Raw genomic sequence first — 24,663 nt, 5'->3', positions numbered from 1 at the left:
CCTTCTGCTGGCGGTGGCTACAGCTGTCCGACGGACGTCACGCGGACCACCGCGCGGCCCTCCTCGTCGGAGGCCGCGAGATCCACCTCCGCGCTGATGCCCCAGTCATGGTCGCCGTTGGGGTCGGCGAAGGTCTGCCGGACGCGCCACAGGCCGTGCGCCGCGTCCTCCTCGATGGCGAGCAGCTTCGGGCCGCGCGCGTCGGGACCCGTACCGAGGTCGTCGTACTCGTCCCAGTACGCGTCCATCGCCTCGCCCCAGGCGTCCGCGTCCCAGCCCGCCTCGGCGTCCAGCTCGCCCAGCGCGTCGACGTTGTCGAGGGCGGCCAGCTCCACCCGGCGGAACATGGCGTTGCGCACCAGGACCCGGAAGGCGCGGGCGTTGGCCGTGACCGGCTTGACCTGGTCGGCCTTCTCCTGGGCCTCCTCGGCCGTCTGGACCTCCGGGTTGGCGAGCTGCTCCCACTCGTCGAGGAGCGAGGAGTCGACCTGGCGCACCATCTCGCCCAGCCAGGCGATCAGGTCCTCCAGGTCCTCGGTCTTCAGGTCGTCCGGGATGGTGTGGTCGAGCGCCTTGTACGCGCTCGCGAGGTACCGCAGGACGATGCCCTCGGTCCGCGCCAGCTCGTACCACGAGGTGAACTCCGTGAAGGTCAGCGCGCGTTCGTACATGTCACGGATGACCGACTTCGGCGACACCGGGTGGTCGCCGACCCACGGGTGCGACTTCCGGTAGACGTTGTACGCGTGCCACAGGAGCTCCTCCAGCGGCTTCGGGTACGAGATCTCCTGGAGCCGCTCCATCCGCTCCTCGTACTCGACGCCGTCCGCCTTCATCCGCCCCACGGCCTCGCCGCGCGCCTTGTTCTGCATGGCGGCGAGGATCTGGCGCGGGTCGTCGAGCGTCGACTCGACCACGGAGACCATGTCCAGGGCGTACGAGGGCGACTCGGGGTCCAGCAGGTCGAAGGCGGCGAGCGCGAACGTCGACAGCGGCTGGTTGAGCGCGAAGTCCTGCTGGAGGTCGACCGTGAGACGGATCGTGCGCCCCTCGGCGTCCGGCTCGTCCAGCTGCTCCACGACGCCGCCGTCGAGCAGCGAGCGGTAGATCGCGATGGCCCGGCGGATGTGCCGCAGCTGGGCCTTGCGCGGCTCGTGGTTGTCCTCGAGCAGCTTGCGCATCGCCTCGAAGGCGTTGCCCGGCCGGGCGATCACCGACAGCAGCATGATGTTGGTGACCTTGAAGCGGGAGGTCAGCGGCTCCGGCTCGGCGCCGATCAGCTTCTCGAACGTGGTGTCGCTCCAGGCGACGAAACCCTCGGGGGCCTTCTTGCGGACGACCTTGCGCCGCTTCTTGGGGTCGTCGCCGGCCTTCGCGAGCGCCTTCTCGTTCTCGATGACGTGCTCGGGGGCCTGCGCCACGACCAGCCCCGCGGTGTCGAACCCGGCCCGCCCGGCCCGGCCCGCGATCTGGTGGAACTCACGGGCGCGCAGGGTCCGGACGCGGTTGCCGTCGTACTTCGTCAGGGCCGTGAACAGCACCGTGCGGATCGGCACGTTCACGCCCACGCCGAGGGTGTCCGTTCCGCAGATCACCTTCAGGAGGCCCGCCTGGGCCAGCTTCTCGACGAGCCGCCGGTACTTCGGCAGCATCCCCGCGTGGTGCACGCCGATGCCGTGGCGGACGTAACGCGAGAGGTTCTGGCCGAACTTGGTGGTGAAGCGGAAGTTGCCGATCAGCTCGGCGATCTTGTCCTTCTCCTCGCGCGTGCACATGTTGATGCTCATCAGCGACTGCGCGCGCTCGACGGCCTGCGCCTGCGTGAAGTGCACGATGTAGACCGGCGCCTGCTTGGTCTCCAGGAGCTCGGTCAGCGTGTCCGTGATCGGGGTCAGCCGGTACTCGTACGACAGCGGCACCGGGCGGGTCGCCGAGCGGACCACGGACGTCGGCCGGCCCGTGCGCCGGGTCAGGTCCTTCTCGAACATCGACACGTCGCCGAGCGTCGCCGACATGAGGACGAACTGGGCCTGCGGAAGTTCGAGCAGCGGGATCTGCCACGCCCAGCCGCGGTCCTGCTCGGCGTAGAAGTGGAACTCGTCCATCACGACCTGGCCGATGTCGGCGTACTTGCCGTCCCGCAGCGCGATGGAGGCCAGCACCTCCGCCGTACAGCAGATCACCGGCGCGTCCGCGTTCACGGACGCGTCGCCGGTCAGCATGCCGACGTTCTCCGTGCCGAAGAGCTTGCACAGGTCGAAGAACTTCTCCGACACCAGCGCCTTGATCGGCGCGGTGTAGAAGGTCACCTGGTCGTTCGCGAGCGCGGTGAAGTGCGCCCCCGCCGCGACCAGCGACTTTCCGGACCCGGTGGGTGTGGACAAGATCACGTTGGCGCCGGAGACGACCTCGATCAGCGCCTCTTCCTGGGCCGGGTAGAGCGTGATGCCCCGGTCCTCGGCCCAGGAGGAGAAGGCCTCGAAGAGGGCGTCGGGGTCGGCGGTCGGCGGCAGCTGATCGATAAGGGTCACGACCCCATCTTGCCTGGATTCCGTTCGGATGAGGGAACCGGCCACCGGCCGCCTTGATCGCGGACGATAGGCTCGTCCGTCGACCGGTCGTCAACTGAGCGCCGGCGTAGGAGAAACGGGGCGGCAGCGACCATGATGGGACCGGCGCACTCACTGTCCGGAGCGGCGGCCTGGCTGGGTGTGGGAGCGGCCGCGGCCGCCTTCGACCACCCGATGCCCTGGCCGGTCCTCGTCGTCGGAGCGCTCATCTGCGCGGGCGCGGCCCTCGCCCCCGACCTCGACCACAAGTCCGCGACCATCTCGCGCGCCTTCGGCCCCGTCTCCCGGGGCCTCTGCGAGGTCGTCGACAAGCTGTCGTACGCCGTCTACAAGGCCACCCGCTCCAGCGCCGACCCGCGCAGGTCCGGGGGACACCGGACCCTCACCCACACCTGGCTCTGGGCGGTCCTGATCGGCGCCGGGGCCTCCGTCGCGGCCGTCACCGGCGGCCGGTGGGCCGTCCTCGCCATCCTCTTCGTCCACCTGGTCCTCGCCGTGGAAGGCCTGCTGTGGCGGGCCGCCCGGATGTCCAGCGACGTCCTGGTGTGGCTGCTCGGCGCCACCAGCGCCTGGATCCTCGCGGGCGTCCTCGACAAGCCCGGCAACGGCTCGGACTGGTTCTTCACCGGCCCCGGGCAGGAGTACCTGTGGCTCGGCCTGCCGATCGTCCTCGGCGCCCTCGTCCACGACATCGGCGACGCCCTCACCGTCTCGGGCTGCCCGATCCTCTGGCCCATCCCCGTCGGCCGCAAGCGCTGGTACCCCATCGGCCCTCCCAAGCCCATGCGCTTCCGCGCCGGCAGCTGGATCGAGCTGAAGGTCCTCATGCCCGCCTTCATGCTCCTGGGCGGGGTCGGCGGCGCCTCGGCGCTCGGCTTCTTCTAGATGCCCGGAGGAGGGACGGCGATGGACGCAGCCCGTAGCGGGACGGCGGGCCGGGGCGACGGCGACATGGTCACCGTGGGCATCGACCTCGCCGGCTACACGAGCACCACCGGCGCGTGCCGCGTGACGTGGTCCGACGAGCCCGTGGTCGAGCTCCTCCCCGCGAGGAACGACGAGGACCTGCTGACCGCGATGCGCTCCGCGGACAGGACCGGACTCGACTCGCCGCTCGGCTGGCCCGTCGCCTTCGCCGCCCTGCTCGGCGCGCACCAGACGGGCGCCGCGCTGCCCGTGCGGAGTGGCTACGGGGCCCGCGAGGACGGCAGGCCCGGCCTCGGCAACAGGTTCACCCACCGCCTCACCGACGATGTGGCCTGGAAGCGGACCGGAGCGGGCACGCAGCGGCCCCTGTCCGTCTCGGCGGACAAGCTGGGCGTCGTGGCGATGCGCGCCGCCGACCTGATGGAACGGCTCGCGGACGGCGGCCCGGCACTGCCCCGGGACGGCTCCGGGCCGGTCCTGGAGGTGTACCCCGCCTACGCGCTGCTCCAGTGGGGGCTGCTTCCGGCGGGGACGTACAAGGGGAAGGACGGGGCTCCCGCCCGGGCGGTGATCGTCAAGGCGCTGGAAGACGGCCTGGGCTTCGCACTGCCCGAGGCCGTGCGCGGCCGCTGTGTCCGCAGCGACCACGACCTCGACGCCCTCGTCTCCGCCGTCGTCGCGCGGGCCGCGGCGCTGGGCCTCACTGATCCGCCGGAGACCGACGAGGAGCGGGCCGCCGCCGCGATCGAGGGCTGGATGCACCTGCCACGCCGCGGCGCGCCGCTCGCCGGACTCCGCGGCTAGGGCCTGTCCCGTACGGGGAGACGGGAAAGGGCCCGCACCGTGACTCCGGCACGGGCCCCCTCGTCACGGGTCAGCCGTGCCACGACCTCCACAGGGCCGCGTACGCGCCGTCCGCCGCGACCAGTTCGTCGTGACTGCCGAGCTCGCTGATCCGGCCCGCCTCGACGACCGCGATCAGATCGGCGTCGTGGGCGGTGTGCAGCCGGTGCGCGATGGCCACGACCGTGCGTCCGTCGAGGACGCGGCCGAGGGAGCGCTCCAGGTGCCGGGCCGCGCGGGGGTCGAGGAGCGAGGTCGCCTCGTCCAGGACGAGGGTGTGCGGGTCCGCGAGGACGAGCCGGGCCAGGGCGATCTGCTGCGCCTGTGCCGGGGTCAGCGCATGGCCGCCCGAGCCGACCTCGGTGTCCAGGCCCGCGTCCAGGCCGCGCGCCCAGCCGTCCGCGTCGACCGCCGTCAGGGCGGCCCACAGTTCGGTGTCGTCGGCCCCGGCCCTGGCGAGGCGCAGGTTGTCCCGCAGGGAGCCCACGAAGACGTGGTGCTCCTGGTTGACCAGGGCCACGTGCTCACGGACCTGTTCGGCGGGCATCCGGGCCAGCTCGGCGGCGCCGAGGGTGACGGATCCGGTCCTGGGGGCGTAGATGCCGGCGAGCAGCCGCCCGAGCGTGGACTTGCCCGCGCCGGACGGGCCGACGAGGGCGATCCGGGTGCCGGGCGCCACCTTCAGTGACACCTCGTGCAGCACGTCGACGCCCTCGCGGTAGCCGAACCGGACGTCGTCGGCCCGGACGGCACGGCCCTCGGGCCGTACGTCCCGGTCGCCCGCGTCCGGCTCGATGTCCCGGACGCCGACGAGCCGAGCCAGTGACACCTGCGCGACCTGGAGCTCGTCGTACCAGCGCAGCACGATGCCGATCGGGTCGACCAGCATCTGCGACAGGAGCGCGCCCGTCGTCAGCTGACCGACGTCGATCCAGCCCTGGAGCACGAACACCCCGCCGAGCAGGAGCACCGAGCACAGCACCGTCATGTGGGTGAGGTTGACGACGGGGAAGAGGACCGAGCGCAGGAAGAGCGTGTACCGCTCCCAGGCCACCCACTCGGAGATGCGCCGGTCCGACAGGGCGATCCGGCGCGCGCCCAGCCGGTGCGCCTCGACGGTGCGGCCCGCGTCGACCGTCTCGGCCAGCGAGGCGGCGACCGCCGCGTACCCCGCGGACTCCGAGCGGTAGGCGGCCGGCGCCCGCTTGAAGTACCAGCGGCAGCCGACGATCAGGAGCGGCGCCGCGAGCAGCGCGGCGAGCGCCAGCGGCGGCGACGTCACCGCGAGGCCGCCGAGCAGCAGCCCCGCCCAGACGACACCGATCGCCAGCTGGGGCACGGCCTCGCGCATCGCGTTGGAGAGCCGGTCGACGTCCGTGGTGATCCGGGAGAGCAGGTCGCCGGTCCCGGCCCGTTCGAGCACGCCGGGCGGCAGGCCGACCGCCCGGACGAGGAAGTCCTCGCGCAGGTCGGCGAGCATCTCCTCGCCGAGCATCGCCCCGCGCAGCCGGACGAGCCGCACGAAGACGGTCTGGACGAGGAGCGCGACCGCGAACAGCGCGACCGTACGCTCCAGGTGCAGTTCCCGTGCCCCGTCCGCGAGCCCGTCCACCACCGAGCCGAGCAGGTACGGGCCCGCCATCGAGGCGATCACGGCGACCGCGTTCACCCCGATGAGCAGCGCGAACGCCCTGCGGTGCCGGCGGAGCAGCTCGCGGACGTAACCGCGGACGGTCGCGGTGGCGGCGACGGGCAGTGTCGTCGCCGTCTTCGGGGCCGCCGGGTCGTACTCCGGCGGCGCCAGGCCGATCATGCCGTTTCCCCTTCCAGTGCTTCGAGTTCGTCGGCGAGGCCGACGGCCGTGGCGAGCTCCTCGTCGGTCTCGCGGGTGACCACCGCGCGGTAGCGGGGCTCCGTGGCGAGCAGCTCGCGGTGGGTGCCGACGGCGACCGCCTGGCCCTCGTGGACCAGGACGACCCGGTCGGCGCGGTCCAGGAGCAGCGGCGAGGAGGCGAGGACCACGGTGGTCCTGGCCTTCCGCAGCTCCCGGACGCCCGCCGCGACGCGCGACTCGGTGTGCGCGTCGACCGCCGAGGTGGGCTCGTCCAGGACGAGCACCTCCGGGTCGGCCAGCAGGGACCGGGCGAGGGCGAGCCGCTGGCGCTGGCCGCCGGAGAGCGACCGGCCCCGCTCGGTGATGCGGGTGCGCATCGGGTCCCCGCCGGTGTCCACGGAGGCCTGCGCCAGCGCGTCGAGGACGTCGTCGCACTGGGCGGCGGTCAGCGCGTCCGCGGCCGGCACCGCGCCCGATGAGGGCACGTCGAGCAGGTCGCGCAGGGCGCCCGACAGCAGCACCGGATCCTTGTCCTGGACCAGGACGGCGGTCCGGGCCGACTCCAGCGGGAGTTCGTCGAGCGGCACCCCGCCGAGGAGCACCGAGGTGTGGTCGGCGCCGGGTTCCGCCGGGTGGCCGCCGAGCCGGTCCGCGAGCCGTCCGGCGACGTCCGGGTCGCCGCAGACGACGGCGGTGAATCGGCCGGCCGGCGCGAGCAGGCCGGTCAGCGGGTCGTACAGGTCGCCGGTGGCCGCGCGCTCCTCGCCGCCGGCGGCCGTGGCCGTCGTGGTGCGGGTCAGGGCGAGGACCCGGGCCGCCCGCTTCGCGGACGGTCGGGAGAAGGAGTACGCCATGGCGATCTCCTCGAAGTTGCGCAGGGGGTGGTAGGTGAGGGCCACGGCGCTGTACACGGTGACGAGTTCGCCGACCGTGATCCGCCCGTCGAGCGCGAGCCGCGTCCCGTACGCCACCACCACGATGAGCAGGACGCCGGGCAGCACGACCTGGACGGCGGAGATCAGCGCCCACATCCGGGCGCTGTGCACGGCGGCCTTGCGGACCTCCTGGGAGGCGGCGCGGTAGCGGCCGAGGAACAGGTCCTCGCCGCCGATGCCGCGCAGCACGCGCAGTCCGGCGACGGTGTCGGAGGCGAGCTCCGTGGCCTTGCCGGCCTTCTCGCGCTGGACGTCCGCCCGGCGGGTGGCCCGGGGGAGGAGCGGCAGCACGGCGAGGGCGAGCACCGGTACGCCGACCGCCACCACGACGCCCAGGGCGGGCTGGTAGACGGTGAGGCCCACGCAGATGACCACCAGGGCGACGGCGCCGGCGGCGAACCGGGAGAGCGCCTCCACGAACCAGCCGATCTTCTCGACGTCGCCGGTGGAGACCGCGACGACCTCGCCCGCGGCGACCCGCCGGGTCAGGACGGAGCCGAGCTCGGCGGTCTTGCGGGAGAGGAGCTGCTGGACCCGGGCGGCCGCCGTGATCCAGTTGGTGACGGCGGTGCGGTGGAGCATCACGTCGCCGATGGCGATCGCGGCGCCGAGGACGGCGAGCAGGCCGCCGGCCAGCGCGAGCCGCCCGCCGTCGCGGTCCACGACCGCCTGCACGGCGATGCCGGTGCCGAGCGGCAGGCCGGCGATGCCCAGGTGGTGCAGCAGCCCCCAGAGCAGGGACTTCACCTGCCCGCCCAGTTGACTGCGGCCGAGCCAGAAGAGGAACCGGGGACCCGAGCGGATGTCGGGGACCCCTGGGTCGGCGTAGGGAAGATCTCGAATCTGCATGGCGTCCCAGGGTCTCCGGGTGTGTCTGGGGCACCGCGCGCCGGGGGTTGTTCGACGGCGGTGCGGGCGGGGGAAACCGTGCAAGGTTCGCTTTTTCGCCCGGAGGCGGCAATCGATTTTCACCATGAGGGAACAGATCGCGCCATGTCCGCTCATCGTCCTCTGGACCGTGCGGTGGTGGTCGCGCTTCACTCCTGCCCCATGAGATCACTCAAGATCATGAGCATGATCAGCGGCTTGATCCTGGCCGCCGGAGCGCTGCTCACCGCCCAGCCGGCCGCCGCCGACGGCCCGAACGGCCCGACGCCCCCGGCCGAGTTCACCACCGACTGGCACGACCCGGTCACCGCCGCCCCGCCCGTCGCCACCCCCGGCACCCCCACCTGCGAGGTGTCCCTCGCCGCCGCGCAGTTCCGCGACTTCACCCCGTACCAGGGGAGTTACACCCCGCCAGAGGAGTGCGGCACGCGCTGGAACAAGATCGTCCTGCGCCTCGAAGGAAGCGTGAAGGGCCGTCAGTACGACCGGCTCGGCTACCTCACCGTCGGCGGCGTGGAGATCCTCCGCACGTCCACGCCGCAGCCCTCGCCCGACGGCATCACCTGGTCCGTCGAGAAGGACGTCACCCGCTACCGGGACACCCTGAGCCGCCCGCAGCCGGTCGAGATGCTCATCGGCAATGTCGTGAACGAGACGTACACCGGCGTGCTCGACGTCCGCGTCACCCTCACCTTCCACACCGCGGAGGGCCGGGTGAAACCCGCCACCGGCACCCCCGACCGGGTGATCCCCCTCACCGACTCCACCCTCACCACCCCGCGCAACACCGAACGCCTCCTCGCCGAGGTGTACGCCACCGGCTCGGGCGGCGGTTGCGAGGAGTACTGGTACCTCTCGGTCCCCGACGCCGCCCCGTACTCCTGCCGGGCGACCGACGGCCCGCACCGCGAGGTCCGCGTCGCCGTGGACGGCAGGCTCGCGGGCATCGCCGCGCCCTTCCCCACGGTCTGGACCGGCGGCTGGTCCAACCCGTTCCTCTGGTACGTCACCCCCGCGCCCCGCGCCTTCGACGTCCAGCCGATCGTCTACGACCTGACGCCCTTCGCCGGTCTCCTCAACGACGGCCGCGCCCACCGCGTGGAGGTCACCGTCGCCGGGGTCCCGGCCGGCCTGGCCGGCTGGTCCACCCCCACCAACATGCTGCTCTGGCAGGACGAGGGCAGCCGCGTCGTCACCGGCGGCCTCGACCGGCACGAGGAGGGCACCCCGCGCAACACCTCCGCGTACACCGCGGACGCCGGGGGCGCGACCCCGCACCGGCTCGACACGGACGCCGCGCACCGGCTCACCGTCGCAGGCCACCTGAACACCTCGCACGGCCGCGTCGACACCACCGTCGTCCGGGCCGTCGCCCACACCTCCGTCCACCGGTGGGGCGAGGGCGAGAACCCGGACGCGTTCACCGGCCGCTGGACCGACGACGAGACCGTGACCACCGGCCGGACCGTCACCCGCGTCCGCCGTGCCTACACCATGGACGGCGAGACGACGATCGGCGCCGGCGACCGGCTCCGGACGGTCCTCACGCTCGGGGACCGCGCCGACACCCTCGTCGTACGCGACGGGCGCCGCGTCTCCTGGTCGCGCCTCGACGACACGTACACCGGGGACGCCACCTACACCTCCGGCGTCCCGCGGGACCAGCGGCACGCGGTCGGCACCACGACCGAGCGCTACCGCCTGTACGGCTCCGCGGGCTGCCACGACCGGACCCTGACGACCGTTCAGGGCACCCTCACGGAGGACCTGCGCCGCTGCTGAACCGGCGACGGTGCCCGGCCCCCGTCCGTGGGGGCCGGGCACCGCGTCCTCAGGCCGGTTTGACCGAGTCCACGCCCGAGCGGGCCTTGCGCCACTCGCCGCGGGTGAAGTCGGGGATCTCCTGCGGCGCGCCCTTGGCCTTGATCGACTCGTGGCTCAGCGGCACCGGGGCGGTCCAGGTGGCGGCGTCGTACACGTCGAAGTCGGGGACGAGCCCCAGCCGGACGCACTGCATCAGCCGGTAGACCATGATGTAGTCCATGCCGCCGTGTCCGCCCGGCGGGTTGGCGTGGTCCTTCCAGAGCCAGTGGTCGAACTCGTCCGCGTAGGCCGCGAAGTCGTGCCACTGGTCGTCCTTGTGGTCCGGCTCCAGGTAGACGCGGGCCGGATAGTCCTCGAAGACGCCCCGCGTACCGCCCAGGCTGTTGATCCGGCTGTAGGGGTGCGGGGTGGAGACGTCGTGTTCGAGCCGGATCACCCGGCCCTTGGCCGTCTGGACCAGACTGATCGTCCGGTCGCTCTCGATGTACGTCTCCTTCCAGCTCGGGTCGCCCGGCGGCATGTGCTCCGCGCGGTACTCGGCGAGACCGAGCGCCGGAGTGCCGAAGCTGCTGATGCTCACCACCCGGTCGCCGCGGTTGACGTCCATGTAGTTGGCGACGGGCCCGAAGCCGTGGTTGGGGTAGAGGTCGCCGCGCAGCCGGGTGTGCCACCGCCGCCGCCAGGGACCCTCGTAGTACGTCGGGGAGAACATCAGGGCCCGCAGGTCGTGGTTGTAGGCGCCGGCTCCGTGCAGGAGGTCGCCGAACTTCCCGGCGTGCGCCATCCGCAGGACCCGCATCTCGTTGCGCCCGTAGCAGCAGTTCTCCAGCTGCATGCAGTGCCGACGGGTCTGCTCCGACAGGTCGACCAGGGACCACAGTTCGTCGAGCCGCATCGCGACGGGGCACTCCACGCCGACGTGCTTGCCGTTCAGCATCGCCGCGCGGGCGATCGCGTAGTGGCTGTCCCACGGCGTGGCCACGTGCACGAAGTCGATGTCCGTGCGGGCGCAGAGGTTCTCGTAGTCCTCCTCGCCGTTGGTGTAGACGGCCGGCGCGGGCTGGCCGGCGGCGACGACCTTCGCGGTGGCCCGCTCGGCCTTCTCGCGCACCGGGTCGCAGACGGCGACCACCCGCACCCAGGGGAGGGCGAGGTAGAGGCCGATCATGGCGTTGCCGCGGTTGCCGAGGCCGATGAGACCCACGCGGACCGTGGAGCGGCTCTCGAAGGGGACCCCGGCCATGGTGGCGCCGAGCCGGCGCGGCTCGGCCGCGGTCCCCGGGGGCGCGGTGGTCGTTGTCGGGGCGGAGGCGGCGGACGCGGCGGCGCCCTGGGCACCGGCGGCGGTGATGCCGATTCCCGCGCCGGCCGCCGCGGTGCTCCTGAGCACCTTGCGGCGGCTCGGAGTAGGCGGTTTCTGCTCGTTCATGGAACCTCCCGGAGCTGTGTGCACGGCTGTTTCATGAATCCCGCACAGGACCCTGGCCCCGGTGGCCGATGGTGCGCAAGGGCGCCGATAGGACTCTTGCGACGGGTAGTTGGACTTTACTGTTCCGGATATCGCACCGGGCCGAAGCGAACGGCGACCGTCACTCGAACGTACGAAGGACCCCTCACCACCTGGGGTGAGGGGTCCTTCGGCCCGGCCCTGACGGCCGGAAGACGACGGTCGGTCAGGGACGGGTCGCGCGCTCGAGCGCCAGCAGCACCGACCGGTAGCTCCGGCCCGTCGCCCGGTCCATCCCGATCTCGCACATCCGGTTGGCCGAGAGGTGCGCGTCGAACGGGCGGGACGTGACCTCGGCCGCCTCGCGGGCCGTCGCCGACGCCGTCAACTCCGGATGCAGCATCCCCCGGTCGCCCGCGAAGGCGCAGCAGCCCGCGTCGGAGGGAACCACGACCTCCTCCGCGCAGGCCCCGGCGAGTGCCGTCAGCCGGTCCTCGTCGCCGAGGTGCCGCATCGAGCACGTCGGATGGACCACGGCGGAGGCGACCCGGCGGCGGACCTCCAGCCGGGGGAGCAGCTCGTCCGCCGCCCACACCAGCGAGTCCACGACCGTCAGCTCGCCGTGCAGCTCCCGGTTGTCGTCCGTCAGGTACGGCACCACCTCGTGCGCGATGCCGAGCGTGCACGAGGAGGCGTCGACCACGAGCGGCAGCCTGCCGCCGGCCGTCCACCCCCAGGCCGCCTCGACGATCCGGTTCGCCATCACCTCGTTGCCCCGCGCGTACCCCTTGGAGTGCCAGATCGTGGCGCAGCACGTACCGGCCACGTCGTCCGGGATCCACACGGGCTTCCCGGCCCGCGCCGACACCGCGACGACGGCCTCCGGAAGCGACGGGCCGGTGTGGCCGTCGGGTCCGCCGAAGACGCGGTTCACACAGGCCGGGTAGTAGACGGCGGCGGCCGCCGGGCGGTGGGTGCGGGGCAGCCGCCGGGCCGCCGCGCCGGGGATCTCCGGCAGCCACTCCGGTACGAGGTCGGGCCGCACCACGCGGCGCGCCAGGCCCGTCGCCGCCTCCAGGACCCGGTCGCCGATCCGGTCCGCCGCGGCGACCGCGAGCCGAGCGGAGGCCTCCACCGCGCGGAAGTTCCGCGCGGCGAGCGCGGCGATCCGCTCCTCGCGCGGCGAGTGCCGCTCGTGGCGGAACTCCTTCATCAGCGCACCGGTGTCGATCCCGACCGGGCAGGCCAGCTTGCAGGTGGAGTCGCCCGCGCAGGTGTCGACGGCGTCGTAGCCGTACGACTCCAGGAGGCGCGCCTCGACCGGGGAGCCGTGGGCCTGGCGCATCATCTCGCGGCGCAGCACGATCCTCTGGCGGGGAGTGGTCGTCAGGTCCTGGCTGGGGCAGGTCGGTTCGCAGAAGCCGCACTCGATGCAGGGGTCGGCGATCGGCTCCACGGACGGGATCGTCTTCAGGCCGCGCAGATGGGCCTGCGGGTCGCGGTCGAGGACGATGCGCGGGGCCAGCACCCCGCCGGGGTCGAGGGCCTCCTTGACCCGCCACATGAGTTCGGTCGCCCGCGTCCCCCACTCCAGCTCCAGGAACGGCGCGATGTTGCGGCCGGTGGCGTGCTCCGCCTTCAGGGAGCCGTCGAAGCGCTCCACGGTCAGCTTGCAGAACTCGTCCATGAAGGCCGCGTACCGCTCGACGTCCGAGGGATCGGCTGCGTCGAAGGCGAGGAGGAAGTGGAGGTTGCCGTGGGCGGCGTGACCGGCGACGGCCGCGTCGAAGCCGTGCCGCGACTGGAGGTCGAGCAGCGAGGCGCAGGCCTCGGCGAGACGGTCCGGCGGCACCGCGAAGTCCTCGGTGATCAGCGTCGTACCGGACGGCCGCGAGCCGCCGACCGCCGTCACGAACGCCTTGCGGGCCTTCCAGTATCCGGAGATCCGCTTCGGGTCCCGGGTGAACGCGTTCTCCACGGACGCCACCGGAGCGACCAGGTCGAGCCCGTCGAGGACGGTCCCGGCCGCCCGCTCGTACGCGTCGAGGGCCGCCGGGTCCGGGGCACGGAACTCGACCAGGAGCGCCGCCGCCTCCTTGGGCAGTCCTGCCCAGTCGGCGGGCACGCCCGCGACGTTCACCGAGGCCCGCAGGGTGTTGCCGTCCATCAGCTCGACGGCGAGCGCGCCCGCCTCGTTGAACAGCGGCACGGCTTCGGCGGCGGCCGGCAGCGAGGGGAAGAAGAGCAGGCCCGTGCAGACCTCGCGGTCCAGTGGCAGGGTGTCGAACACGACCTCGGAGATGAAGCCGAAGGTGCCCTCGGAGCCGACCATGAGGCCGCGCAGGATCTCCGCGGGCGTGGCGCCGTCGAGGAAGGCGTCGAGCCGGTAGCCGTTGGTGTTCTTGATGGCGTACTTGGCCCGGATCCGGGCGGTGAGTTCGGCGTCGGCCTCGATCTCGGCCTTCAGCGCCAGGAGCTCCGCGCACAGCCGCGGTTCGGCGCGAGCCAGCTCCTCGTCGGCGTCCGGGGCGCCGGTGTCCACGACCGTGCCGCTGGGCAGCACGAAGGTGAGGGAGGAGACGGTCCGGTACGAGTTCCGGGTCGTCCCGGCCGTCATGCCCGAGGCGTTGTTGGCGACGACCCCGCCGATCGTGCAGGCGACCGCGCTCGCCGGATCGGGTCCGAGGACCCGCCCGTAGGGGGCGAGCGCGGCGTTCGCCCGTACGACGGTGGTGCCGGGACGGATCCGGGCGCGGGCGCCGCCGTCCAGGACCTCGACGCCCGCCCAGTGCCGGCGGACGTCGACGAGGACGTCCTCGCCCTGTGCCTGCCCGTTGAGGCTGGTCCCGGCGGCCCGGAAGACCACCTCGCGCCCCTTGCCGTGCGCGTACGACAGGATCGTGGAGATGTCGTCGATGTCCTCGGCGACCACGACGACCTGCGGCACGAAGCGGTACGGGCTGGCGTCCGAGGCGTAGCGCACCAGGTCGGAGATCTTCGACAGGACCTTCTCCGGGCCGAGGAGCTCGGTCAGCTCCTCGCGCAGTCGCCGGGGCGTGCCCCGCGCCTGGAGTTCCGGCACCCGGTCCGGCGCCGGACTCCGCTTCGCCTTGGGACGGAGGGCCTGCGGCTTCGGCTCGAGCAGCGGCATGTCAGGTCTACCCTTCGGCGCGCACCCCGGCCCGGGCGGATCAGCAGCCGCTCTCCGGGCCGCGGTCGACCAGGGCGGACAGCAGACCTCCGAGCACCTCGCGCTGGTCGACGGTCAATGGAGCAAGGATGTCCTCTGCCGCCGCCCGGCGCGCGCTGCGCAGCTCGCGCAGCGTGGCGCGCCCCGCGTCGGTGAGCTCGATCCGTATCACCCGGCGGTTGCTCGGGTCGGGCACCCGGCGCACCCGGTCGCCCGCTTCCAGACCGTCGACGAGACTGGTCACGGCCCTGGGGACGACTTCGAGGCGGGCGGCGAGGTCGGCCATCCGGGGCGGCTCGCCGAAGTGCGCGACCGTGCGCAGGAGCCGGGACTGGGCGGGAGTGATGCCGACCGGCTCCAGGTGGTGCTTCTGGATGCGGTGCAGACGGCGGGTGAGCCGCAGCAGCTGCTCGGCGAGGAGCCCGTCGGCGTCGGGCGCGCCCGGCCCGTCGCTCGTACGGTCGGGCGCGCTCGTACGGTCGGAGGTGGTCATGTGGGAACAATATCAGGACCTGGTTCATTGTGAGCATAGGTAACAATGAGCTATGCTCTGCTGGAATCGTCGAATACTCCGAAGGAGCCCATGCGCCCCCACGACCAGTCCGACTGGACGCCCCCGTCCCGTGACTCCACCCGGCCGAAGGAGCCCGCCCAGGTGCGGCGCATCCTGCGGCTCTTCCGTCCGTACCGCGCGCGCCTCGCGCTCGTCGGCCTCCTGGTCGGCGCCGCCTCGCTCGTCTCGGTCGCCTCGCCGTTCCTCCTGAAGGAGGTCCTGGACACCGCGATCCCGCAGGGCCGCACCGGGCTGCTCAGCCTGCTCACCCTCGGCATGATCGCCACCGCCGTGCTGAACGGCGTGTTCGGCGTGCTCCAGACCCTGATCTCCACCACGGTCGGCCAGCGCGTCATGCACGACCTGCGCACCGGGGTGTACGAGCAGCTCCAGCGGATGCCGCTCGCCTTCTTCACCCGCACCCGCACCGGCGAGGTCCAGTCCCGCATCGCCAACGACATCGGCGGCATGCAGGCCACCGTCACCTCGACGGCCACCTCGCTCGTCTCCAACCTCACCGCCGTCGTCGCGACCGTGGTCGCCATGCTCGCCCTCGACTGGCGCCTCACCCTCGTATCGCTGCTCCTGCTGCCCGTCTTCGTCTGGATCAGCCGGCGGGTCGGCCGCGAGCGCAAGCGGATCACCACCCAGCGTCAGAAGCAGATGGCCGCCATGGCCGCGACCGTCACCGAGTCCCTCTCGGTCAGCGGCATCCTGCTCGGCCGCACCATGGGCCGCGCCGACTCGCTGACGAAGTCCTTCTCCGAGGAGTCCGAGCGCCTCGTCGACCTCGAAGTGCGCTCCTCCATGGCCGGACGGTGGCGCATGTCCACCATCAGCATCGTCATGGCCGCCATGCCCGCCCTCGTCTACTGGGCCGCGGGCATCGCGCTCGGCCCGGGCGGGGCCACGATCTCGCTCGGCACGCTCGTCGCCTTCGTCACGCTCCAGCAGGGCCTCTTCCGGCCCGCCGTGAGCCTGCTCTCGACCGGCGTGCAGATGCAGACCTCCCTCGCCCTGTTCCAGCGCATCTTCGAGTACCTCGACCTGCCCGTCGACATCGACGAGCCCGCCGAGCCGGTCGAGCTCGCGCAGGTCCGCGGCGAGGTCTCCTTCGAGAAGGTCGAGTTCCGCTACGACCCCGAGGGGACGGGCCGCCCGACCCTCGACGCCATCGACCTGACCGTCCCGGCCGGCGGCAGCCTGGCCGTCGTGGGCCCCACCGGCTCCGGCAAGTCCACCCTCAGCTACCTGGTGCCCCGGCTGTACGACGTGACCGGCGGCCGGGTCGCCCTGGACGGCGTCGACGTGCGCGACCTGGACTTCGACACGCTCGCCCGCGCGGTCGGCGTGGTCTCCCAGGAGACGTACCTCTTCCACGCCTCCGTCGCCGACAACCTCCGCTTCGCCAAGCCGGACGCCACCGACGAGGAGATCGAGGCCGCCGCGCGCGCCGCCCAGATCCACGACCACATCGCCTCGCTCCCCGAGGGGTACGACACCCTCGTCGGCGAGCGCGGCTACCGGTTCTCCGGCGGCGAGAAGCAGCGCCTGGCCATCGCCCGCACCATCCTGCGCGACCCGCCCGTGCTCATCCTCGACGAGGCGACCAGCGCCCTCGACACCCGGACGGAGCACGCGGTGCAGCGGGCCATCGACTCGCTGTCCGAGGGACGCACCACCATCACCATCGCCCACCGGCTCTCCACCGTCCGCGACGCCGACCAGATCGTCGTCCTGGAGGCGGGCCGGATCGCCGAGCGCGGCACGCACGAGGAGCTGCTCGCCCTGGACGGGCGGTACGCGGCCCTGGTTCGCCGGGACGCCCGTACCGAACAGGCGAACGTGGGATCGGTTGTTCCCCAGAACGTGTGATCGTTCCGGGAATCGTTGCCCCGCTCCCGTGCGGCATCGGAAGATTACGGAGTGCGAGCGACGTGCTGCAGACCGCGATCGCACCGTCCCACTGATGCACCTGTACGAGGAGAAGCACCACCATGAACGTCATCACCAACCTGCTCGCCGGCGTCCTCCACTTCCTGGGCTGGCTCGTCTGACGATCGCAGTGCCCGGCGCCGTCGGTCCCCCGTCCCAGGGGACCGGCGGCGCCGCCGCGTGCGCTGGTTCCCGGGATTCCCGTACCGGCCGGGTTAGCGTGCGGCCATGACCTACCGGTCGCCGTCCCCGTACGCACCCCCACGCCGTCCCCGCCGCCCCGCGCTGCCCGTGCTGGGCCCCCGCAGCCCCGCGCCGGTCCGGTCTCCCCGCCGGACCCGGCTCACCCGGCGCGGCCGCCTCGCCCTGCTCCTCGGAGCGCTGCTCACCGTGGCCGCCACGGTCTCCGTCCCGCTGCTGCTCGGCCACGACGAACCGGCCGTCGAGCAGCCCCGCGGCCTGCTCGTCCCCGAGGGCTGGCGGACGGGCCAGGTCTACACGGCGGTCGACCGTGCCCTCGGCCTGCCGCAGGGAACCGCGCGGAAGACCGCGACCGCTCCCGGCACCGCCCTTCCGTTGCCCGCCGAGGCCGGCGGCAACCCCGAGGGCTACCTCTTCCCCGCGACCTATCCGGTGCTCACCGCGACCTCGCCCGAAGGGCTGCTGCGCTTCATGGTGGACACCGCAGGGAAGCGCTTCGGGACCGCGAGGGTCGCCGAGGGCGCGCGGGCCCACGGCCTGAGCGTCTACCAGACGGTGATCGCGGCCAGCATCGTCCAGGCGGAGGCGGACAACCCGGAGGACATGGCCAAGGTCGCGCGGGTCGTCCACAACCGACTCGCCCGGGGCATGGCCCTCCAGATGGACTCGACCCTCAACTACGCGCTGGGCCGCAACACCGTGGACACGACGTACGAGGACACGAGGACCACCAGCCCGTACAACACCTACGAGCGCAAGGGCCTGCCACCGACCCCCATCGGCAATCCGGGGGACCAGGCCCTCGACGCCGTGATCCGCCCGGCGGACGGCGACTGGCTCTACTTCGTCACGGTCGCGCCCGGTGACACCCGCTTCACCGCCGACTACGAGGCCCACCGGGCGAACGTGGCCGAGTTCAACGCCAACCGGAGCGCAGCCAGGCAGTGAGGCGCCGCAGCCCCGGCCGTCGCGTTCCGGCCTCAGCCGGTGGCGACGCCGGTGCGCTCGCGGGTGAGGAGGCGGCGGATCTCGGAGACCGCCGCGCGGCCGGCGCGGTTGGCGCCGATCGTCGAGGCCGACGGGCCGTAACCGACGAGGTGGACGCGTTCGTCGCGTACCGCGCGGGTCCCCTCGACCCGGACGCCGCCGCCGGGCTCCCGCAGCCGCAGCGGGGTCAGGTGGTCGATCGCCGCCCGGAAGCCGGTCGCCCACAGGATCACGTCCACGTCGGCGGTCCGGCCGTCGTCCCAGGCCACCCCGGTCGGAGTGATCCGGTCGAACATCGGCAGACGGTCCAGGATCCCGCGCTCGCGCGCGTCGCGGATCGCGTCGTTGAGGGGAAGCCCGGTGACCGAGACGACGCTGCGCGGGGGCAGCCCCTGACGCACCCGCTCCTCGACGAGCGCCACGGCGGCCCGTCCCTCCGCCTCCCCGAAGGGGCCTTCGCGGTAGACGGGCTCGCGCCGGGTCACCCAGAACGTCTCGGCGGCGACGTCGGCGATCTCCATCAGGTGCTGTGTGCCGGAGGCGCCGCCGCCGACGACGAGCACCCGCTTCCCCGCGAATTCCTCGGGGCCGGGGTAGCCGGAGGTGTGCAGCTGGCGCCCGCGGAAGGTCTCCTGGCCGGGGTAGCGCGGCCAGAAGGGCCGGTCCCAGGTGCCGGTGGCGTTGATCAGGGCACGGGTCGCGTACAAGCCCTCCGAGGTCTCCACCCGCAGCCGCCCGTCCTCGCCCTCCCGGACGGCGGTGACGTCCACGGGCCGGTGGACCCGCAGGTCGAAGGTCCGCTCGTACGCGTCGAAGTACGCGCCGATCACCTCCGAGGAGGGGCGGGCGGGGTCGGCGCCGGTCAGCTCCATGCCGGGCAGCGCGTGCATCCCGTGGACCTTGCCGTACGTGAGGGACGGCCACCGGAACTGCCAGGCGCCGCCCGCGCGCGGGGCGTGGTCGAGGACGACGAAGTCCCGGTCCGGTTCCAGACCGCTGCGCCGCAGGTGGAAGGCGGCCGAGAGCCCCGCCTGTCCGGCGCCGATCACGACGACGTCCACCGTGCGGGCCTCGTGGGCCCCTGCCACGGCTGCGGCCTCTGCGACCTCGAAATCGTTCACGTTTCTACCAACCGGGGCGGGGGCGCGGATCTTCCCGCGCCGGTTCCGCGCCTCCGCCCCCGTCCCCGATCCGGCCTGACCGACAAGACACCCCCTACCGCGCGCCGGGCACGGGCGGCTCGGCGGCCTTCGCCGCCGACGGCAGCAGCCCGCGCGAGGCGAGCTCGGGCGTCACGCCCTCGCCGAACCAGTACGCCTCCTCCAGGTGCGGGTATCCGGAGAGCACGAAGTGCTCCACGCCCAGGTCGTGGTACTCCTCGATCCGGTCGGCGACGTCGGCGTGGCTGCCGACGAGGGCGGTCCCGGCGCCACCCCGCACCAGACCGACCCCCGCCCACAGGTTCGGCGCGATCTCCAGCTCGTCCCGGTCGAGCGAGCCACCGCGGTGGAGGGCCAGCATCCGCTGCTGGCCGACGGACTCGCTGCGACCGAGGAGCTCCTGCGCGGAGGCGACCGTGTCGGCGTCGAGGTCGGCGAGCAGCCGGTCGGCCGTGGCCCAGGCCTCGCGCGCCGAGTCCCGCGAGATGGAGTGCAGTCGGATCCCGAACCGGACCGTCCGGCCGCGCCGCTCCGCGAGCCCGCGGATCCAGTCGATCTTCTCCTTCACCTGCCACGGCGGTTCGCCCCAGGTGAGGTAGACGTCCGCGTGCTCCGCCGCCACGGGACCGGCCGCCCCGGACGAGCCGCCGAAGAAGATCTCGGGCAGCGGGTCCGGCGGCAGTGCGGTGAGCCCGCCGTCGATCCGGAAGTGGTCGCCCTCGAAGTCGAACGGCCGGCCGCTCCAGACCCCCCGCACCACCGACAGGAACTCGGCCGTGCGCGCGTACCGCCGGTCGTGGTCGAGATGGTCGCCGAACCGCCGCTGCTCGGCCGCGTCACCGCCGGTCACCACGTTGAGCAGCAGTCGCCCGCGGGTGATCCGCTGGTACGTGGCCGCCATCTGGGCCGCGAGGACCGGGGAGATCACACCCGGCCGGAACGCGACCAGGAACTTCAGCCGCTCGGTGTGCTGGGCGAGGGCCACCGTGGTCAGCCAGGCGTCCTCGCACCACGTTCCGGTGGGCGTCAACACCGCTTCGAAGCCGAGGCGTTCGGCCGCCTTGGCGATCTGGACCAGGTAGTCGACGTCGGGCGCGCGCACACCGTGCCCGGCCTGGTCCCGGCTGATCCCCCCGTCCGCGTAGGCGTGCCGGTCGACGAGCGTCCGGCCGTCGCCGCCGGTGGGCAGGAACCAGTGCAGGTGAACCGTCATGAGGGGCCTTTCCGTGGGAGTGCCGCGGCCACCGGGGGCCGGGAGGCGCGGTCAGGGGTACGCCTCGGCGCCCGTGGGCACGGAGGGAACGCGCGCGCACGGCGGTCAGGGCGTCAGGAAGGGTGGTGCGGGTGAGGGGGCGTCAGCGACCGCGGCGACACGCGGCGGAGGCCACCCGCAGCAGGTCGATGTGACCGCGCGAGGTGAGCAGGGCTGAACGCGACATGGCGCGAACGTAACCGCCGCCACCTGCCGGGTCAACGACCGTCTCGGAGCCCGGACGTACCCGTCTCGCCGACCCTCCCGCCGACGTAGCCGGACGGCCGGAGCGTTCCCTCGTCTCCGGCGCCGGTCAGGAGGGGGTACGACCTAAGCTGCGATCCGGCACCGACCACGAACCAGGAGCGCACCTCATGATCGACCGCGACCGGCACCACCCCTACCCCGACGCGCTGCGGCCGGACGAGTCGCCCGCGCCGCACGAGCTGCTCGCGCCGGTGACCGGGCTGCTCGGGACGTGGGTCGGCCGGGGGAGGGGCCAGTACCCGACGCTCCCCGAGGAGTTCGCGTACGAGCAGGAGGTGACGTTCAGCCATGACGGCCGGCCCTTCCTCCACTACGAGGCGCGCGCCTGGCTGGTCGACGGGGACGGTACGCCGCTGCGGCCCGCGGCGCGGGAGAGCGGCTGGTGGCGGATGAAGCCCGACGGCGGTGTGGAGGCGCTGATCACGCAGCCGACGGGCATCGCGGAGATCATGGTCGGCCGGGCCGAGGACGGCACGATCGACCTCGCCACGCACGCGGTCGCCCTCGCTCCCACGGCGAAGGACGTCCAGGCGACCCGCCGCCGCTATACGCTCGCGGACGACGGCACGCTCGACTTCCTCCACGACCTCGCGGCGGTCGGGCAGCTGCTGGGACACCACCTTTCGGCTCGCCTGCGACGTGAGGACGGGAAGTAGCACATGGGAGACGTGACCGGAGACGACCCGTACCTGTGGCTGGAGGAGGTGGAGGGCGAGGCCGCGCTCGCGTGGGTGGCCGAGCGGAACGCCGAGACGGCCGACGCGCTGTCCGCCGACCCCGGCTTCGACCCGCTGAAGAAGCGGCTCCGGGAGGTGCTGGACGCCTCGGACCGCATCCCGTACACCGTCCGGCGCGGCCCGCACCTCTACAACTTCTGGCGGGACGCCGAGCACGTGCGGGGCCTGTGGCGGCGCACGACCCTGGAGCAGTACCGCAAGGACGCCCCCGAATGGGACGTCCTCCTCGACCTCGACGCGCTCGCCGACGCCGAGGGGGAGAAGTGGGTGTGGGACGGGGCGCGGGTGCGCCGCCCCGATCACGACCTGGCGCTGGTGCGGCTGTCCCGGGACGGCGGTGACGCCGTCGTGGTGCGCGAGTTCGACCTCGAGACGAGGCAGTTCGTCGAGGACGGGTTCCGGCTGCCGGAGGCGAAGACGCGGATCGGGTGGATCGACGCCGACACCGTCTTCGTCGGCACGGACACCGGCCCCGGCTCGCTGACCGACTCCGGCTATCCGCGCCAGGTGTGCCGCTGGCGCCGCGGCACCCCGGTGGCGGACGCCGAACTCGTCTTCGAGGCCGGACAGGAGGACGTGTCGGCCTGGGGACAGCACGACAGCACGCCGGGCTTCGAACGGGACTTCGTGGGCCGTTCGCTGGACTTCTTCCGCAGCGAGACCCACCTGCTCAGGCCGGACGGCACGCTCGTCCGCCTCGACGTACCGGACGACGCGCTCGCCTACGCGCACCGCAGGCACCTGATCGTCACCCTCAAGTCCGAGTGGCTGGGCCGGCCGACCGGTTCCCTGCTCGCCTTCGACTTCGACGCCTTCCTGGCGGGCGACCGCACCCACGAGGTGCTGTTCACGCCCGACGAGCGGACCGCCCTGGCCGGGCACGCCTGGACGCGCGGTCACCTGATCCTGGAGACGCTGCGGGACGTCAGCACCCGGATCGAGGTCCTCACCCCGGCCCCCGCGGGCGGATGGACCCGGGAACCCCTCGTCGGGGTCCCCGAACTGTCCGCCGTCAGCGTGGTGGACACCGATCCGGACGTCTCCGACGAGTACTTCCTCGACGTGTCGGGCTTCCTCCAGCCGTCCGCGCTGTACCGCGGGCGGATCGGCGGCGACACCGAGACACTCAAGCAGGCCCCGGACCGCTTCGACACGGCCGGCCTCGCCGTGCGGCAGCACTTCGCGACCTCCCGCGACGGCACCCGCGTGCCGTACTTCGTCATCGGCCCCGACCACGCCGCCACCGGTCCCGGCCCGACCCTGCTCTACGGCTACGGCGGCTTCGAGGTCTCCCTCACCCCCTACTACGGAGCGGTGACCGGCCGGGCGTGGCTGGAACAGGGCGGCACCTATGTCATCGCGAACATCCGGGGCGGCGGCGAGTACGGGCCGGACTGGCACCAGTCCGCCCTGCGTGCGGAACGGCCGCGGGCCTTCGAGGACTTCGCGGCCGTCGCGGAGGACCTCGTCGCCCGCGGCATCACCACGCCGGCCGCGCTCGGCGCGGCGGGCGGCAGCAACGGCGGCCTGCTGATGGGCGCGATGCTCACCCGCTACCCGGAGCTGTTCGGCGCCCTCGTCGCCCAGGTGCCGCTGCTCGACATGACCCGCTTCCACAAGCTGCTCGCGGGCGCGTCCTGGATCGCCGAGTACGGTGATCCGGACGTCGAGGCCGACCTGCCGCACCTGCTCGACCTCTCGCCGTACCACCGGCTCGAAGCGGACCGGACCTATCCGCCGGTCCTGCTCATGACCTCGACCCGTGACGACCGCGTCCACCCCGGCCACGCCCGGAAGACGGCGGCGCGGCTGCGGGAACTCGGCCATCCGGTGCTGTTCCACGAGAACACCGGCGGCGGCCACGCGGGCGCCGGCGACAACGAGCAGGCCGCGCACAACAGCGCCCTGATGTACACCTTCCTGCGGCGGCACCTGGCCTGACACGACCGCAGCGGCCCGGGCCCCGGTGATCCGGGACCCGGGCGGCGGGGACCCGGCCGGGCCGGGCCCCGGATCACAGCCAGCCCGAACGCTGGGACTGGAGCGCCAGCTGGAACCGGTTCGTCGCGCCGAGCCGGGCCATCAGGACCTGGATGCGGCGGAAGAGCGTACGGCGGCTGACGCCGAGCTCGCGGGCGATGACCTCGTCGGCCGCGCCGCCGGCGAGCAGCCGCAGCAGGCGCCGGTCGGCCGGAAGGAGTCCGGCCGGCCGCGTGGCGCGGCCGTGGAAGGGCAGCGCGCTCTGCCAGGCCTGCTCGAAGAGGGCGACGAGCGCGGAGAGCAGCCCGCACGGCTGCACCACCAGCATGGTGTGGTGGACGTCCGCCTCCTTGATGGACAGGGACACCATCGCGTACGCCTCGTCGATGATCACGAGCTTCACCGGCACCGACGGCAGGACCCGGGCCTGCTCGCCGGCCTCGATGCACGGCTCGATGGCCGACTCCAGGTTCCCCGGATGCTCCAGCGACTCCCGCGAGTACACGACCCGCTGCGTCACCCCGCGGGCGAGCGTGGCCAGGGCGTCCTCGGTCGCCCCCGGCAGGGGGAAGTACGGCGGTGAGTCGAGCTGCCGGATCTGCTCGCGCGCGCTCGCCCACGCCTGACGCATCCGGAGCCCCACGGCGTCGCCGGTGACGACCTCCACGAGGGCGTCGCCGTGGGTGGCGAGCCGCCGGCGCCGGAAGGTCTCGAACGCGCCGCCGACGGTGATCCGGGACTCGTCGAGCTCGGCCGCCCGGTGCCGGCCGAGGATCTCCAGACCGGCGGCCGGCGGCACCGGCGCCACCACCTCGGACCCCTCGTCGGCGGTGCTCGCCAGACCCGCGTCGACCAGCTCCCCGTACGCCGCCGCCAGCTCGGCGCCCGCCAGACCGGCCGCGGACCCGATCGCGCTCAGCGGCGCGGGACCGAGCTCCAGGAGCCTCAGATAGACCCGGACGGCCTCGTCGCCGATCCCCAGGATCCGGAGCGCCTCACCGAGCTTCGCGTTCGCCATGGAACGCATTATCGCCGCCCGCCGCCCCGGGATGTGGCCGATCAGTGCCACTGGCGCTCCTGGGCACCCGGCGGCCGCGCGGCGCAGTACCGTCCGGATGCCACCGACGACCGGT

At 73.0% G+C, this 24,663-nt stretch carries 17 protein-coding genes; 7 read left to right on the top strand and 10 right to left on the bottom strand.

Translation table 11 applies throughout. The features are described 5' to 3' along the window. Window positions 1-17: 17 nt before the first annotated feature. Window positions 18-2,531 carry a DEAD/DEAH box helicase gene (locus tag OO54_RS05875; RefSeq protein ID WP_033201762.1) on the bottom strand — a complete coding sequence of 838 codons (2,514 nt, stop codon included), beginning with the start codon at window positions 2,529-2,531 and terminating at the stop codon, window positions 18-20. A gap of 132 nt (window positions 2,532-2,663) precedes the next feature. Here OO54_RS05875 and OO54_RS05870 point away from each other — a divergent pair, with 132 nt between their 5' ends. Together OO54_RS05870 and OO54_RS05865 are read left to right on the top strand one after the other, a co-directional pair. After that, a complete protein-coding gene (locus OO54_RS05870; RefSeq protein ID WP_033201761.1) occupies window positions 2,664-3,455 on the top strand; it encodes a metal-dependent hydrolase in 792 nt (263 codons plus the stop codon). A gap of 21 nt (window positions 3,456-3,476) precedes the next feature. After that, window positions 3,477-4,301: a DUF429 domain-containing protein gene (locus OO54_RS05865; protein WP_051786738.1), complete on the top strand. Its 825-nt coding sequence runs from the start codon at window positions 3,477-3,479 to the stop codon at window positions 4,299-4,301. A 70-nt stretch (window positions 4,302-4,371) separates the two neighbouring features. Here OO54_RS05865 and OO54_RS05860 read toward each other — a convergent pair whose 3' ends face one another. Together OO54_RS05860 and OO54_RS05855 are read right to left on the bottom strand one after the other, a co-directional pair. Further along, entirely contained in the window at window positions 4,372-6,153 is a 1,782-nt protein-coding gene (locus OO54_RS05860; protein ID WP_033201760.1) for an ABC transporter ATP-binding protein, read from the bottom strand. Beyond that, window positions 6,150-7,958, bottom strand: coding sequence for an ABC transporter transmembrane domain-containing protein (locus tag OO54_RS05855; RefSeq protein WP_033201759.1), 1,809 nt, complete (start codon window positions 7,956-7,958; stop codon window positions 6,150-6,152). The genes OO54_RS05860 and OO54_RS05855 overlap by 4 nt, the downstream gene beginning before the upstream one ends. A 201-nt stretch (window positions 7,959-8,159) precedes the next feature. On the opposite strand from OO54_RS05855, the gene OO54_RS05850 reads away from it, so the two are divergent. Next, window positions 8,160-9,779: a peptide-N4-asparagine amidase gene (locus tag OO54_RS05850; RefSeq protein WP_033201758.1), complete on the top strand. Its 1,620-nt coding sequence runs from the start codon at window positions 8,160-8,162 to the stop codon at window positions 9,777-9,779. Window positions 9,780-9,828: 49 nt separating this feature from the next. Here the strand turns inward: OO54_RS05850 and OO54_RS05845 are convergent, their stop codons facing one another. From OO54_RS05845 to OO54_RS05835, 3 genes are all read right to left on the bottom strand, one after another. Continuing rightward, window positions 9,829-11,250 carry a Gfo/Idh/MocA family protein gene (locus tag OO54_RS05845; protein ID WP_051786737.1) on the bottom strand — a complete coding sequence of 474 codons (1,422 nt, stop codon included), beginning with the start codon at window positions 11,248-11,250 and terminating at the stop codon, window positions 9,829-9,831. A 244-nt stretch (window positions 11,251-11,494) separates the two neighbouring features. After that, the gene (locus tag OO54_RS05840) at window positions 11,495-14,419 is read right to left on the bottom strand and encodes an FAD-binding and (Fe-S)-binding domain-containing protein (RefSeq protein WP_033201756.1); all 2,925 of its coding nucleotides are present in this window, start codon (window positions 14,417-14,419) and stop codon (window positions 11,495-11,497) included. A 40-nt stretch (window positions 14,420-14,459) separates the two neighbouring features. Continuing rightward, window positions 14,460-14,951 (bottom strand): MarR family winged helix-turn-helix transcriptional regulator, encoded by a 492-nt coding sequence (locus OO54_RS05835; RefSeq protein ID WP_033201755.1) that lies wholly within the window; start codon window positions 14,949-14,951, stop codon window positions 14,460-14,462. A gap of 90 nt (window positions 14,952-15,041) precedes the next feature. Here OO54_RS05835 and OO54_RS05830 point away from each other — a divergent pair, with 90 nt between their 5' ends. Further along, on the top strand, window positions 15,042-16,886 hold the full coding sequence (locus OO54_RS05830) for an ABC transporter ATP-binding protein (protein ID WP_017241382.1): 1,845 nt from the start codon (window positions 15,042-15,044) through the stop codon (window positions 16,884-16,886). 288 nt (window positions 16,887-17,174) lie between these two features. Continuing rightward, on the top strand, window positions 17,175-18,095 hold the full coding sequence (mltG, locus tag OO54_RS05825) for an endolytic transglycosylase MltG (RefSeq protein ID WP_234439437.1): 921 nt from the start codon (window positions 17,175-17,177) through the stop codon (window positions 18,093-18,095). Window positions 18,096-18,127: 32 nt separating this feature from the next. Here mltG and OO54_RS05820 read toward each other — a convergent pair whose 3' ends face one another. The 3 genes from OO54_RS05820 to OO54_RS48715 all read right to left on the bottom strand — a co-directional run bounded on the left by OO54_RS05820 (window position 18,128) and on the right by OO54_RS48715 (window position 20,733). After that, a complete protein-coding gene (locus OO54_RS05820) occupies window positions 18,128-19,255 on the bottom strand; it encodes an NAD(P)-binding domain-containing protein (RefSeq protein WP_399522605.1) in 1,128 nt (375 codons plus the stop codon). Between the two features lie 94 nt (window positions 19,256-19,349). Next, window positions 19,350-20,507 carry an LLM class flavin-dependent oxidoreductase gene (locus tag OO54_RS05815; protein WP_033201754.1) on the bottom strand — a complete coding sequence of 386 codons (1,158 nt, stop codon included), beginning with the start codon at window positions 20,505-20,507 and terminating at the stop codon, window positions 19,350-19,352. A gap of 142 nt (window positions 20,508-20,649) precedes the next feature. Next, window positions 20,650-20,733, bottom strand: a complete 84-nt coding sequence (locus tag OO54_RS48715; protein ID WP_367821903.1) for a putative leader peptide — start codon at window positions 20,731-20,733, stop codon at window positions 20,650-20,652. Between the two features lie 187 nt (window positions 20,734-20,920). On the opposite strand from OO54_RS48715, the gene OO54_RS05810 reads away from it, so the two are divergent. Then, complete coding sequence (locus OO54_RS05810) at window positions 20,921-21,469, top strand: nitrobindin family protein (protein ID WP_033201753.1); 549 nt, start codon at window positions 20,921-20,923, stop codon at window positions 21,467-21,469. 3 nt (window positions 21,470-21,472) lie between these two features. Then, window positions 21,473-23,491 (top strand): prolyl oligopeptidase family serine peptidase, encoded by a 2,019-nt coding sequence (locus OO54_RS05805; RefSeq protein ID WP_033201752.1) that lies wholly within the window; start codon window positions 21,473-21,475, stop codon window positions 23,489-23,491. A 73-nt stretch (window positions 23,492-23,564) separates the two neighbouring features. Here OO54_RS05805 and OO54_RS05800 read toward each other — a convergent pair whose 3' ends face one another. Beyond that, window positions 23,565-24,548 (bottom strand): LuxR C-terminal-related transcriptional regulator, encoded by a 984-nt coding sequence (locus OO54_RS05800; protein WP_200146684.1) that lies wholly within the window; start codon window positions 24,546-24,548, stop codon window positions 23,565-23,567. Window positions 24,549-24,663 lie beyond the last annotated feature (115 nt).

Origin of the sequence: Streptomyces wedmorensis (assembly GCF_000716445.1) — a bacterium.
Classification (GTDB): Bacteria; Actinomycetota; Actinomycetes; order Streptomycetales; family Streptomycetaceae; genus Streptomyces; species Streptomyces wedmorensis.
The sequence above is the reverse complement of the archived record's forward strand: the minus strand, read 5'-3'. Positions and strand labels throughout refer to the sequence as shown.